This window comes from Prevotella sp. Sow4_E9_plate (assembly GCF_052116205.1).
In the GTDB taxonomy this organism is placed as follows: Bacteria; Bacteroidota; Bacteroidia; order Bacteroidales; family Bacteroidaceae; genus Prevotella.
On sequence record NZ_JBQKLN010000007.1, the window covers coordinates 101,683 to 115,742 of the forward strand.

The window sequence follows — 14,060 nt, forward strand, 5'->3', positions numbered from 1 at the left end:
TGCACACAAATTAAAGATAAATTCAGAAAAAGATATTTAGTAAACAAGAATGATAACAGTACAAAATCTTGCAATTCAATTCGGTAAGCGAGTGCTTTACAAAGATGTAAACCTCAAGTTCACACATGGTAATATTTATGGCGTAATCGGTGCCAACGGTGCTGGTAAGTCTACCCTCCTCCGTGCCATCAGTGGCGATTTGGAGCCAAACAAGGGTACAGTAGAAATGGGACCAGGAGAGCGTCTTTCCGTTTTGGAGCAGGACCACTTCAAGTATGACGAGTTCCGCGTGATGGACACCGTTCTGATGGGTCATCAGCCATTGTGGGAGAACATGAAGGAGCGCGAGCGCCTCTATGCAAAACCAGAGATGACAGAAGAGGATGGTAACCTCGCTGCTGAGCTGGAACTTAAGTTCGCAGAGATGAACGGTTGGGAAGCTGAGAGTAATGCTGCCCAGTTGCTTCAGAACCTTGGCGTGAAGGAAGATCGTCACGATAAGCTCGTTGGTGAGCTTTCTAATACAGAGAAGGTACGCGTGATGCTGGCGAAGGCTCTCTTCGGTAATCCTGACAACCTCCTCCTCGATGAGCCTACCAACGACCTCGACCTCGACACCGTAGAGTGGTTGGAGGAATATCTCAGCAACATCGAGCAGACAGTTCTCGTGGTTTCTCACGACCGTCACTTCCTCGATGCTGTCAGCACACAGACCGTGGATATCGACTTCGGTAAGGTAACCATGTTTGCCGGCAACTACTCTTTCTGGTACGAGAGTTCTCAGTTGGCTCTCCGTCAGGCTCAGAACCAGAAGATGAAGGCTGAGGAGAAGAAGAAGCAGTTGGAGGAGTTCATCCGCCGATTCTCTGCCAATGTAGCTAAGAGTAAGCAGACCACATCCCGCAAGAAGATGCTGGAGAAGCTGAACGTAGAGGAGATTCGTCCTTCTAGCCGTAAGTATCCAGGAATCATCTTCCAAATGGATCGTGAACCAGGTAACCAGATTCTGGAGGTTGAAGGCCTGAAGGCTTGCGATGAGGACGGAACAGTTCTCTTCGACAATGTAAACTTCAACATCGAGAAGGGCGAGAAGGTGGTATTCCTCTCTCACAACCCTAAGGCTATGACCGCTCTCTTCGAGATTATCAACGGCAACCGCAAGGCTGACGCAGGTGATTACAAGTGGGGCGTTACCATCACAACAGCTTATCTCCCACTCGACAACACCGAGTTCTTCCAGAGCGACATGAACCTCGTAGACTGGTTGAGCCAGTATGGTCCTGGCAATGAGGTGGCAATGAAGGGTTATTTGGGAAGAATGCTCTTCAGCGGCGAGGAAGTACTGAAGAAGGTAAACGTACTCTCCGGAGGTGAGAAGATGAGATGTATGATTGCCCGCATGCAGTTGCAGAATGCAAACTGTCTGATTCTCGATACTCCAACCAACCACTTGGACTTGGAGAGTATCCAGGCATTCAACAACAACCTGGTAGGTTTCAAGGGCAATATCCTTTTTGCCAGCCACGACCATGAGTTCATCAATACCGTGGCTAACCGTATTATCGAGCTCACCCCATCAGGAACCATCGATAAGCTGATGTCTTACGATGAGTACATCTATGATGAGGCTATCAAGGAGCAGAAAGCTAAGATGTACGGTCTGCAGTAATAGAAAATACACCTAAATGAGATAAGTGCCAATTCGATGAGAGTCGAGTTGGCACGCTTTTTGTCAAAACAACCATAAAAAGGAATAATCATGTTTAAAAAATTTAAGACTATGTCAAAAGAAAAGAAGATTAATATAGAGGACGGTAACGCTAAGGAACAGGTTCTCAACGAGAATGCTGAGCAGAACGATACTCAGAATAATGAAGAGCCTAAGGCTGAAGAGACAAATACAGAGGATGCTGACAATAAGGCGGCAGATGCTGACAGTAAGACTGACAATACTGACAATGCGGCAGAATCTGAAGAAGCAGATCCATTGGCAAAGGCTCAGCAGGAAGTAGAAGAATTGAAAAAGCAACTGCTCTATAAGACTGCAGAATTTGAGAATTACCGCAAGCGCACCCTGAAAGAGAAGGCTGATCTGATTCTCAACGGTGGTGAGAAGACTATTGCTGCCATTCTTCCAATTCTTGATGACTTCGAGCGTGCCATCGCAGACAAGAGCGAGGATCCTAAGGCTATCAAGGAAGGTGTTCAGATGATTTTCAACAAGTTCATCAAGACTCTTGAAGGTCTCGGAGTAAAGAAGATTGAGACTGCTGACAAGGATTTCGACGTAGATTTCCATGAGGCAATCGCTATGGTGCCAGGAATGGGTGACGACAAGAAGGGCAAGGTTATCGACTGCGTGCAGACCGGCTATACCCTCAACGACAAGGTAATCCGTCACGCTAAGGTTGCTGTAGGCCAATAAGTCTAATGAAGAATTACGATCAGGAATAAAGAAATAAAAATCCATATTTAACAAATGGCAAAGAGAGACTATTACGAGGTGCTTGGCGTTGATAAGCAGGCATCTGAAGACGAAATAAAGAAGGCTTACCGCAAGATAGCCATCAAATATCATCCAGACCGCAACCCTGGAAACAAGGAGGCTGAAGAAAAGTTCAAGGAGGCTGCAGAGGCATACGAGGTTCTTCATGATCCTCAGAAGCGTCAGCAGTATGATCAGTTCGGATTCGACGGTCCGCAAGGCGGTTTCGGTGGATTCGGTGGTGGAGCCAGCATGGATATGAATGACATCTTCTCTATGTTCGGCGATATCTTTGGAGGTCACGGTGGATTCGGTGGCGGATTCGGCGGTTTTGGCGGCAGCGCCCAGCCACAGCAGTACCAGGGAAGAGATTTGCGAGTACAGGCAAAGCTTACATTGGAAGAGGCTTTTGCGGGTTGCACCAAGAAGTTCAAGATTCGTAAAGACGTAACATGTTCTGCTTGCCATGGCACAGGATGCGAAGGCGGCTCACAGCAGGAGACTTGTCCTACCTGTCATGGTACGGGTTACACAGTCCGTACCGTGCGCTCTATGTTTGGAACCATGCAGACTCAGGCTGCATGTCCTACATGTGGCGGCGAGGGTCACGTGATCAAAAACAAGTGTAAGGCTTGTGGTGGTGAAGGCATTGTTGCTGGCGAAGAAGTTGTAGAAATCAATATTCCTGCAGGTGTGGATGACGGAATGGTCGTTACCGTACCAGGTAAGGGAGGCGCCGGTAAGCACAATGGCGTCAACGGCGACCTTCAGGTTATCGTACGCGTAGAAAAGAGCGATGTCTTCGAACGTAAAGACAAGGACCTCTACTATAATCTCGTACTCGACTTCTCTACAGCTGTTCTTGGCGGTGAAGTGGAAATCCCTACATTGGAGGGAAAGACTACCATCAAGATAGAACCAGGAACCCAGCCAGGTAAGCAGGTTCGCCTGCGTGGTAAAGGTATGCCTGCCATCAAGGGATATGGTTATGGACGAGGCGACATCATCGTGAACATTACCGTCTACATTCCTAAGACCCTCAACAAGGAAGAGAAGGAATTGGTGAAGAAGTTCAAGGAATGCGAGAACTTCCAGGCAGACAATGCCACCAAGAAGTCAATCTTTGACAGCATCAAGAATCTGTTCAACAAATAGATTCCTGAAGATTCTATGGATGAAATCTCATAAAAGATAAAAGTAACAGGCAATCCTGATTATTGGCTCAATGCCAGTATTGGGATTGCCACTTTTTGTACCTACACATTTATAATATATAAGAAATGAATTATCAAGAAACGACAGAATATCTCTTCAATAGTACTCCGGTGTTTGAAAAAATTGGTGCCAAGGCATATAAGCCTGGTCTGCAGACTACCCATGAGCTGGACGAGCACTTCGGTCATCCTCATCGTCAATATAAGACTATACATATTGCCGGCACCAACGGCAAGGGTTCCTGCTCTCATACGATAGCAGCCATCCTTCAAAGCCAGGGTTACAAGGTGGGATTATACACATCCCCTCATCTTGTTGATTTCCGCGAGCGCATCCGTGTGAACGGAGAATGCCTGCCGGAACAGTATGTCATCGACTTTGTAGAAGAGAACCGTGCTTTCTTCGAACCTCTTCATCCGTCTTTCTTCGAGCTGACCACGGCCATGGCATTCAAGTACTTTGCCGAGCAGAAAGTAGACTATGCGGTAATCGAAGTAGGACTTGGAGGAAGACTTGACTGTACCAATATCATCACTCCGGTTCTTTCTGTCATTACCAATATCAGTTTTGACCATACCCAGTTTCTGGGAAACACCCTGGCAGAGATAGCTGGCGAGAAGGCAGGAATCATAAAGCCTGACGTGCCTGTAGTTATCGGTGAATACATCGAAGAGACCCGTCCTGTTTTTGAGAAGGTTGCCGGAGAACGCCATTCTCCTATTCTCTTTGCACAGGATGAAGACACGGCTATGGAGGTAGATATGGAACTGAAAGGTTCCTATCAAGAACGTAACAGAAAGACCATTCTTGCAGCACTCAACGTCTTGCGACAGACGATGACCATCAGCGACGAAGCAATCAGAAACGGTTTCGGGCATGTATGTGAGCTGACAGGGTTGCGAGGTAGATGGGAGAAGCTGGGAGAAGCACCGCTTGTCATCTGTGATACGGGTCACAATCTTGCGGGATGGAAGTATCTTGCCACCCAGATTAATGATGTTGACGCTCAGGTCAAGCACATCGTTTTTGGAATGGTGGACGACAAAGATGTTGAGCACGTATTACAACTTCTGAGAGATAAGCTCAAAAATGGGGTAAAATTCTATTGGACGCAGCCTTCTACCAAAAGAGCCATTCCTGTGGAGAAATTGCGAGACACTGCATTAAAGTATAACTTGCATGGTGAGATGTATCATTCTGTAAAAGAAGCATATATGACTGCGAAAGCAAATGCAAAAAATGATGATTTTGTCTTCGTTGGAGGTTCAAGTTATGTAGTCGCTGATTTGCTCTCCTAAAAATTTTTAGTTTTTTTAAATCAAATAATTGCTAAATATTTTGTCATATTCATTTTTTTTTAGTTACTTTGCAGTAGATTACTTTAGAACATAAAGTAGAGTAACTAAAAAAAGATATATTATGAATACAGAACCAGTTAACAAGTGTGGTTTGAAAAGAGAAGATTTTCAGACCACAGTAAATGGAAAGAAGACTGATCTCTTCGTGTTGAGAAACAATCAGGGCAATGAGATTGCAGTGACTAACTACGGTGGTGCTGTTGTTGCTATCATGATGCCAGATAAGGACGGCAACTATGCTAACCTCATCGAGGGTCACGACAACATACAGGATGTCATCAACTCACCTGAGCCTTTCTTGAGCGTCCTCATCGGTCGTTACGGAAATCGTATCAAGGAGGGTAGATTTACCCTTCATGGCAAGGAGTATCAGTTGGCATGCAACGATGGAAAGAACCATTTGCATGGAGGTCCTACCGGATTCCACGCCCACGTTTGGGATGCAACCCGTATGAGTGACAATGCAGTTGTCTTGAAGTACACCAGCCCATACGGCGAGGAAGGCTTCTCTGGAGAATTGACTGTTTGGGTAGCTTACACCTTGACAGACGACAATGAGTTCGTCATCAAGTATCAGGCTACAACTAACAAGATGACCATCTGCAACTTGACTCATCACGCATTCTTCGCAATCCAGGGTATTGCAAATCCTACCCCAACTATTGACAACATCATCTGTGAGGTGAATGCAGACTACTACCTCCCTATCGATAAGGAGTCTATCCCAACAGGTGAAATCCTGAAGGTAGAGGGTACACCTTTCGATTTCCGCACTCCAAAGCCAATCGGCCAGGACATTGATGCCGACAACGAGCAGATCAAGAATGGTCAGGGTTACGATCACAACTATGTTTTAAACAAGAAGGAAGAGGGCGAGTTGAGCTTTGCTGCCCGCATTAAGGACCCTGTTAGCTGCCGTACCATGGAGGTTTATACCACAGAACCAGGTTTGCAGATGTATACAGGTAACTTCCTGGCAGGCATCAAGGGTCAGCATGGTGCAACATTCCCACGCCGCAGCGCAGTTTGCTTCGAGGCACAGAAGTTCCCAGACACACCAAATCATCCATACTTCCCAAGTTGCAGATTGAACCCTGGTGAGACATACACACAGAAGACAATCTATAAGTTTGGCGTAGACAAATAAAATCAGATTAAACCATATAGGAGTTGCTGCCTCTAAGTGCACAATGCTGGGGCAGCCGCTCCTTTTTGCGGTTAAATTAACCAGTGAACAATCATATGGTAACAACCAGCAATACAAGCAAATAACAAATATAACAATAACAAATATCAACTATCAAGATTAAACAATGGAACAAAAAAGTGTAAATAACAACGGTCGTGTCATTGCCATCATCACGATGTGTTTTATCTTTGCAATGATCTCGTTTGTAACTAACATGGGAGCACCTTTTGGCAACATCTGGGGCTTCAAGTACTCTTGGGCAGCCATGATGGGTAACTTCATGAACTTTGCCGCTTACCTCTTCATGGGTATTCCTGCCGGCAAGATGATTGAAAGCAAGGGTTACAAGAAGACAGCATTGATCGCACTCGCTGTCGGTACAATCGGTTTGATGATTCAGTACTTGTCAAGTATCTTCGGTGACGACATTCCAGTATTTAACCTCAGCTCTGGTGCCGTTTGCCTCAACCTTATCATTTATCTGTTGGGTGCTTTCATCTGCGGTTTCTGCGTATGTATGCTTAACACCGTGGTAAACCCAATGTTGAACTTGCTCGGTGGCGGTGGTAACCGCGGTAACCAGCTCATTCAGATTGGTGGTACATTGAACTCTTTGAGTGGTACTCTTACCCCATTGTTGGCAGGTGTACTCGTAGGTACAGTTACAGCTAATACAAGTATGAGCGACGTTGCTCCTCTCCTCTTCATCGGTATGGCGGTGTTCATTGCAGCCTTCTTCATCATCTGGTTTGTTGCTATTCCTGAGCCAAACATCAAGAAGGAGAACGTACAGTACGATCACAGTCCTTGGTCATTCCGTCACTGCGTACTCGGTGTCATCGGTATTTTCTTCTATGTAGGTGTTGAGATTGGTATTCCTGCTCAGCTTATTTTCTACATCAGTAGCATGGACTTCACAGGTGCTGCTTCTGTAGGTGGTGCTTTCGCAGCAGTTTACTGGTTGCTCATGATGTGCGGCCGATTCCTCAGCTCATTTATCAGCGGTGCAGTTTCTACCAAGACACAGATGACAATAGTATCAACAGTAGCTATACTCCTGTTGCTCACAGCCATTTTCTTGCCAGAAACCAACACATTGAACTTCTCTTTGGCTGGTGATTCTGAGATTGCAAACCTTCTCAAGCTCGACGACCACGGTACTGGTCTTGTAGCATTTACTATCCCTACCAAGTGCGTACTCATCGCTATCTGCGGTTTGTGTACTTCTATCATGTGGGGTGGAATCTTCAACCTTGCTGTTGAGGGTCTCGGCAAATACACAGCTCAGGCATCAGGTATCTTCATGATGATGGTAGTTGGTGGTGGCGTAATGCCTCTCATCCAGGACGCTGTTGCTAAGGCTGCTGGTCCTATCGCATCTTATTGGGTTATCATCGCCATGATTGCATACATTCTCTTCTACGCCCTCGTTGGTTGCAAGAATGTAAACAAGGACATTCCAGTAGAGTAATAATGAAACATCTTATTCCCGGGTGAAGCAAAACTTGATTTATCCGGGAACAACTAGTTTATAATCAAATCTTTAATAATAACTTTTAAACAACAACAATTATGGATATCGAAAAAGTAAGAAGCCGTTTCATCAAGCACTTTGATGGCAAAACAGGTAACATCTATATGTCACCAGGTCGTATTAACCTGATTGGCGAGCACACAGATTATAATGGTGGATTCGTATTCCCAGGTGCAGTAGATAAGGGTATTATGGCTGAGATCCGTCCTAACGGAACAGAGACAGTGATGCTCTACTCTATCGACTTGAAGGACCGTGTAGAGTTCAAGGTAAACGACCCAGAGGGTCCTCGCGCATCTTGGGCACGCTACATCTACGGTATCTGCCAGGAGATGAAGGCGCTGGGTGTTGATGTAAAGGGCTTCAATGCAGCATTCTATGGCGATGTGCCTCTCGGTGCAGGTATGTCTTCTTCAGCTGCTCTTGAGAGCTGCTTCGCTTTCGCCTTGAACGATCTCTTCGGTGACAACAAGGTTTCTAAGTGGGATCTCGTTCTCGCTGGTCAGGCTACTGAGCACAAGTACGTAGGTGTTAACTGCGGTATTATGGACCAGTTTGCTTCTGTATTCGGCAAGGAGGGCAAGTTGATGCGTCTCGACTGCAACAGCCGTGAGTTTGAGTACTTCCCATTCGAGCCTAAGGGCTACAAGCTCTGTCTGGTTAACTCTAAGGTTAAGCACGAGTTGGCTGGTTCACCATACAACGACCGTCGTAACTCTTGCGAGAACGTGGTTAAGCACATCGCTGCCAAGCATCCAGAGGCAAAGTTCGAGACTCTCCGCGATTGCACATGGGAGCAGCTGGAAGAGGTTCGCGCAGAGGTAGGCGAAGAGGATTACAGCCGCGCCCACTTCGTATTGGGCGAGAAGGACCGCGTATTGGCAGTCTGCGATGCTCTTGAGAAGGGTGACTACGAGACTGTAGGCCAGAAGATGTATGAGACCCACCACGGTTTGAGCAAGGAATACGAGGTAAGCTGCGAGGAGCTCGACTTCTTGAACGATGTTGCCAAGGAGAACGGTGTTACTGGTAGCCGTATCATGGGTGGTGGCTTCGGTGGCTGCACCATCAACTTGGTTAAGGACGACATCTATGACAAGTTCGTAGAGGATGTTACAGCTAAGTTCACAGCTAAGTATGGTCATGCTCCTGAAATTTACCCAGTAGTTATCTCTGAGGGTTCTCACAAGGTTTGCTAATATACATATTATATAATATAAAGGAACTGCAGTTAGTGTTGGCTAGCTGCAGTTTTTTTTGCCCAAATTTAGCCAAAAGCAGGCGTAATCATGCAAATAGTGTTAAAAACACACTTTAGAATGAAAAAAGTTAGGGAAAACTATTGCCGTTTCAAAATAAAATTGTAATTTTACACCCAAAATAAAGTAAACAATTAAAAACAGCCTAAAAATGAGTACATTTAAGACCCTTTTCATGGGAGTAGGTTTTGCGGCAATCGCTACCCTCTCTGCTTGTTCATCAAGCAGCAACGCTAGTCTTACACAGTCTGGTTTGAATCCTGCAGATTTCGATTCAACCGTATTGGGAAAGAAGACTGAGTTAGTAACCCTCAAGAATGCCAACGGCATGGAGGTATGTCTCACCAACTATGGTGGGCGTGTGGTTTCAATCTCTGTCCCAGACAAGGACGGCAAGCCAACTGATGTAGTTCTTGGTTATGACAATATCCATCAGTATGCAGATACGCTTAACTCTCCTTCTGATTATGGTTCATCAGTAGGTCGTTACGCTAACCGCATCAAGGATGCCAAGCTTTCACTTGCAGGTTCTACCTATCAGTTGAAGGCAAATGATAATGGCAACTGCCTGCATGGTGGTGGTGCTACAGGATGGTTGAACCAGGTTTACGACATTACAGAGAAGAACGACTCATCCGTTACCTTCACTATCAATGCGAAGGATGGCGAGAATGGTTTCCCTGGCAACGTAACAGCAACAGCTAAATATACAGTCAAGAGTGACAACACACTCGACATCGAGTTTGGCGCTACAACAGACAAAGAGACCGTTGTCAATATGACCAACCACAGTTACTTCAACTTGAATGGCGATCCATCTAAGGAAGGTTTCGATCAGGTAATGTACATCAATGCAGATAAGTTCACTCCTGCAGATTCACTTTACATCCCAACTGGTGAAATCAAGAGTGTCGAGGGAACCCCTATGGATTTCCGTAAACCTGCAGAAATCGGCAAGAAGGTAGATTATAACTTTGACCAGATTAAGAATGCCACAGGTTACGACCACAACTGGTGTTTGAACACATATAAGAATGGTAAGGGCGATGACAAAACAGTTTGCGCAAGCCTCTACTCACCAAAGAGCGGTATCCTTCTTGAAGTATTTACCAACGAGCCAGGCATTCAGGTTTACACCGGTAACTTCCAAGGCACAGGTATTGCCTGCAAGCATGGCATCAAGTATCCTAAACACGTAAGCGTTTGCTTCGAGAGCCAGAAATATCCTGATTCTCCAACCAAGATTGCTCAGGGTGTAAAGGATTGGACAGATGCCACATTGAAGCCAGGAGAGAAATACAATTCTCACCTCGCTTACAAATTCAGCGTTAAAAAGTAAGCGTAAGTTAGTTTAAAAGTTAGCGAACCGGCGGATAAAGTCCGCTGGAACAGCTAACATCCAACAAGAAGTTTTCGCAATGACAAAAAAACGAAATGTGCTGGATAAGAAACTAACATAATAAGCATCCAATAAAAGAAAAGAATAAACAAATAATAATAAACAAACAATCTTATAGTAATTATGAATTGGAATTCAACAGAATTCGTATGGCTTGATTGGGCTATACTCGCCATTGGTGTTATCGGCGTAATTTGGGCTGTTTGGCACGCAATCGTGAAAGACAGAAAGGCTCAGAAAGGTGAAGACTCTTCTGCCTACCTCTTCGGTAAGGGTGAGCCATGGTATGTAATCGGTATGGCTATCTTTGCTGCCAACATTGGTTCTGAGCACCTCGTTGGTTTGGCTGGTACAGGTGCCAAGAGTGGTGTCGGTATGGCACACTGGGAGATGCAGGGCTGGATGATCCTCATCTTGGGTTGGCTGTTCGTACCTTTCTACCAGTTGCTCATCAACAAGATGGGTAAAATCATCACCATGCCTGACTTCCTGAAGTTCCGCTATACCCAGCGCACAGGTTCATGGCTCTCTATCATCACCCTCGTAGCTTACATCCTTACAAAGGTGAGCGTTACAGCCCTTACAGGTGGTATCTTCTTCGAATATCTTTGGGGCTTGAACTTCTGGGCTGGTGCTATCGGTCTGATTATCCTCACCACCATCTTCACCGTATTCGGTGGTATGAAGGGTGTGATGACATTGTCAACTATCCAGACACCTATCCTCGTCATCGGTTCTTTCCTCGTACTCTTCCTCGGTCTCTCTACCCTCGGCGGTGGCAGCATCGCTGCTGGTTGGGCCGACATGATGGATTACTGCGGCAAGTTGAACAACGGCTACGGTACAACCCACATGTTCCACTGGGAGGCAGGTGATTCTATGTATCAGGAGTATCCTGGTTTCGTAGTATTGATCGGTGCAACCATCATCGGTTTCTGGTACTGGTGTACTGACCAGCACATCGTTCAGCGTGTACTCGGTCAGGTTCCTGGCGAGAGCAACGTAGAGGTTATGAAGCGTGCCCGCCGCGGTACTATCGCAGCCGGTTTCTTCAAGGTACTCCCTTGCTTCATGTTCCTCATCCCAGGTATGATTGCAGCAGCCTTGGCTCAGAAGGGTGCCATCCAGATGAACGAGACTGATGCAGCCTTCGCCATCATGGTAAAGACCGTTCTTCCTGCAGGTATCAAGGGTATCGTAACCATCGGTTTCATCTGCGCACTCGTTGCTTCATTGGCAGCATTCTTCAATAGCTGTGCTACCCTCTTCACCGAGGACTTCTACAAGCCATTGAAGAAGGGCATGTCTGAGGCTCACTACGTACTCGTTGGCCGTATCGCTACCGTAGTAGTTGTAGTTCTCGGTTTCGCATGGTTGCCAATCATGATGAAGATGGATACATTGTACAATTATCTCCAGGGTATACAGTCACTTCTGGCTCCAGCCATGGTAGCCGTATTTGCAATGGGTATCTTCTTCAAGAAGATTACTCCAAAGGCAGGTGAATATACCATGATTACAGGTTTCCTCATCGGTATGCTCCGCCTCGTTACCAACGTCATCACTGATACAGGTAAGGCTACAATGGATGGTGCATTCTGGGATTACACCGCATGGTTCTGGCAGACCAACTGGCTTGTATTCGAGTGCTGGTTGCTCGTATTCCTCATCATCTTCATGGTAGTAATAAGCTGCTTCACTCCAGCTCCAAGCAAGGAGCAGGTAGAGGCAATCACCTTCACATCAGACTTCAAGAAGTCTATCCGTGAGAGTTGGAGTGCCTTCGATATTATCGGTACCCTCGTCGTAATCGGCCTCTGCGCTGCATTCTACGCATACTTCTGGTAAAATATTATTCACGTCAGGAGTAAGAAGTGAGGAGTCTAGAATTTTCTCAAAGATCAGACAAAACTGTTTCCGTTGAAAAATCCGCGATCCTTTCTTCTCCTTCTTACTCCTTGATTTTCCTCTCGAAGCTGCTCTATGAAGAGCAAGCAAAAGAACACGACAAGACATACATTGAATCATTACATCAAAACAGCAGAAAGGCCATGACCCAGTTTTATAATGAATACTCCAAAGTATTTGTATCCGTCGATTGTATCATTTTCGGTTTCGACGGTAGTAACCTCCAGGTACTGATAGGCAAACGCAAGATGGACCCGGGAAGAGGCGAATGGTCACTCTATGGTGGTTTCGTTGGTTCAACAGAAAATCTCGAAGATGCAGCTAACAGAGTCATCCTGGAACTTACTGGAATGAAAGACCTCTATATAAGACAAGTAGGAGCTTTCGGCCGCATCGACCGTGACCCAGGTGAGCGAGTGATCTCTATCGCCTATTGCACTCTCATCAATGTGAAAGACTATGATGACAGCCTCCGTGTAGAACACGGATTGGAATGGGTTAGTCTGAACGAACTTCCAGAACTATACTCAGACCACAAACTCATGATCCGCAACGCTATCGCACAGATACGCCGCCGCATCAATCATGAGCCATTAAGCTTCAAACTCCTCCCAGACCTCTTTACGCTGACACAGCTTCAGCATGTATTCGAGGCAGTAATAGGCGAAGAGATTGATAAGCGCAACTTCCGCAAACGCGTGAAGGATATCGACTTCATCGAGAAAACAGAACTCATCGATAAAGTCAACTCGAAACGAGGCGCCGCCCTCTACCGCTTCAACAAGAAAGCATACGAGGAAGACCCATCGTTCAACTTGAAATAGAATAAACAACTTAAAACAAAAAATATTATGTTAGAAGAATTAAAAGAAAAAGTGTTCAAGGCAAACCTTGATCTCGTTAAGCACAACCTCGTGCTCTTTACATGGGGTAACGTGAGTGGCATCGACCGCGAGAAAGGTCTGGTTGTCATCAAACCATCAGGCGTCGATTATGACACCATGAAGGCTAGCGATATGGTAGTAGTAGACTTGGAAACAGGTAAGGTAGTAGAAGGCGATCTGAATCCATCATCTGATACACCAACCCACTTGGTTCTCTACCACGCATTCCCAGAGTTGGGTGGCGTAGTTCATACTCACTCTACTTATGCTACCGCTTGGGCACAGGCTGGCTTGGACATCCCTAATATTGGTACAACTCATGCTGATTACTTCCACGATTGCATCCCTTGCACTGATGCGATGACAGAGGATATGATGGCTGAATATGAGCACAACACAGGTGTTGTCATCGTTGACCGTTTCAAGAAAGATAACATCAACCCAGTTCATACTCCTGGCGTATTGGTTAAGAACCATGGTCCTTTTACATGGGGTAAGGATGCTGACCAGGCTGTTTATCACGCAGTAGTAGCTGAACAGGTGGCCAAGATGGCTTTCATCTCATTCTCTGTAAATCCAAACACCACCATGAACCCATTGCTCGTAGAGAAGCACTTCAACCGCAAGCACGGTCCTAACGCTTACTACGGACAGAAAAAGCACTAATTAAAGGTTTTTCAAATAAAGATATTAGATCACATTAACAATAACAATTAATTAGGGTGTCCAGTTCTATGTTCCAATATTAACTCACTTGTTTGAGTGTTTTGGTTCGTTCTGTCACCCAGTTTTTGGACAAGTGCTCGGTAGTCCAAGCATCAATGTCCTT

11 protein-coding genes are annotated in these 14,060 nt (G+C 45.8%); all 11 read left to right on the forward strand.

Annotated features, from left to right (window positions below; genetic code table 11):
- Positions 1 to 49: 49 nt before the first annotated feature.
- The 11 genes from ACTQ53_RS04585 to ACTQ53_RS04635 all read left to right on the forward strand — a co-directional run bounded on the left by ACTQ53_RS04585 (position 50) and on the right by ACTQ53_RS04635 (position 13,897).
- Complete coding sequence (locus ACTQ53_RS04585; protein WP_294967588.1) at positions 50 to 1,669, forward strand: ATP-binding cassette domain-containing protein; 1,620 nt, start codon at positions 50 to 52, stop codon at positions 1,667 to 1,669.
- Between the two features lie 111 nt (positions 1,670 to 1,780).
- Positions 1,781 to 2,425, forward strand: a complete 645-nt coding sequence (locus ACTQ53_RS04590) for a nucleotide exchange factor GrpE (protein ID WP_294967587.1) — start codon at positions 1,781 to 1,783, stop codon at positions 2,423 to 2,425.
- 54 nt (positions 2,426 to 2,479) lie between these two features.
- A complete protein-coding gene (gene dnaJ / locus ACTQ53_RS04595) occupies positions 2,480 to 3,640 on the forward strand; it encodes a molecular chaperone DnaJ (protein ID WP_294967585.1) in 1,161 nt (386 codons plus the stop codon).
- A 125-nt stretch (positions 3,641 to 3,765) separates the two neighbouring features.
- Entirely contained in the window at positions 3,766 to 4,998 is a 1,233-nt protein-coding gene (locus ACTQ53_RS04600; protein WP_441932238.1) for a bifunctional folylpolyglutamate synthase/dihydrofolate synthase, read from the forward strand.
- A gap of 121 nt (positions 4,999 to 5,119) precedes the next feature.
- Complete coding sequence (locus ACTQ53_RS04605; RefSeq protein ID WP_153121795.1) at positions 5,120 to 6,205, forward strand: aldose epimerase family protein; 1,086 nt, start codon at positions 5,120 to 5,122, stop codon at positions 6,203 to 6,205.
- A 166-nt stretch (positions 6,206 to 6,371) separates the two neighbouring features.
- Positions 6,372 to 7,718, forward strand: a complete 1,347-nt coding sequence (locus ACTQ53_RS04610; RefSeq protein WP_153121794.1) for an MFS transporter — start codon at positions 6,372 to 6,374, stop codon at positions 7,716 to 7,718.
- Positions 7,719 to 7,819: 101 nt separating this feature from the next.
- A complete protein-coding gene (gene galK, locus ACTQ53_RS04615) occupies positions 7,820 to 8,980 on the forward strand; it encodes a galactokinase (RefSeq protein ID WP_153121793.1) in 1,161 nt (386 codons plus the stop codon).
- Positions 8,981 to 9,191: 211 nt separating this feature from the next.
- Positions 9,192 to 10,379: an aldose epimerase family protein gene (locus ACTQ53_RS04620; RefSeq protein WP_294967581.1), complete on the forward strand. Its 1,188-nt coding sequence runs from the start codon at positions 9,192 to 9,194 to the stop codon at positions 10,377 to 10,379.
- Between the two features lie 183 nt (positions 10,380 to 10,562).
- Positions 10,563 to 12,287: a sodium:solute symporter gene (locus ACTQ53_RS04625; protein WP_294967580.1), complete on the forward strand. Its 1,725-nt coding sequence runs from the start codon at positions 10,563 to 10,565 to the stop codon at positions 12,285 to 12,287.
- Positions 12,288 to 12,490: 203 nt separating this feature from the next.
- Entirely contained in the window at positions 12,491 to 13,171 is a 681-nt protein-coding gene (locus ACTQ53_RS04630; protein ID WP_294967579.1) for an NUDIX hydrolase, read from the forward strand.
- A 27-nt stretch (positions 13,172 to 13,198) separates the two neighbouring features.
- Positions 13,199 to 13,897, forward strand: a complete 699-nt coding sequence (locus ACTQ53_RS04635; protein WP_441932242.1) for an L-ribulose-5-phosphate 4-epimerase — start codon at positions 13,199 to 13,201, stop codon at positions 13,895 to 13,897.
- Positions 13,898 to 14,060 lie beyond the last annotated feature (163 nt).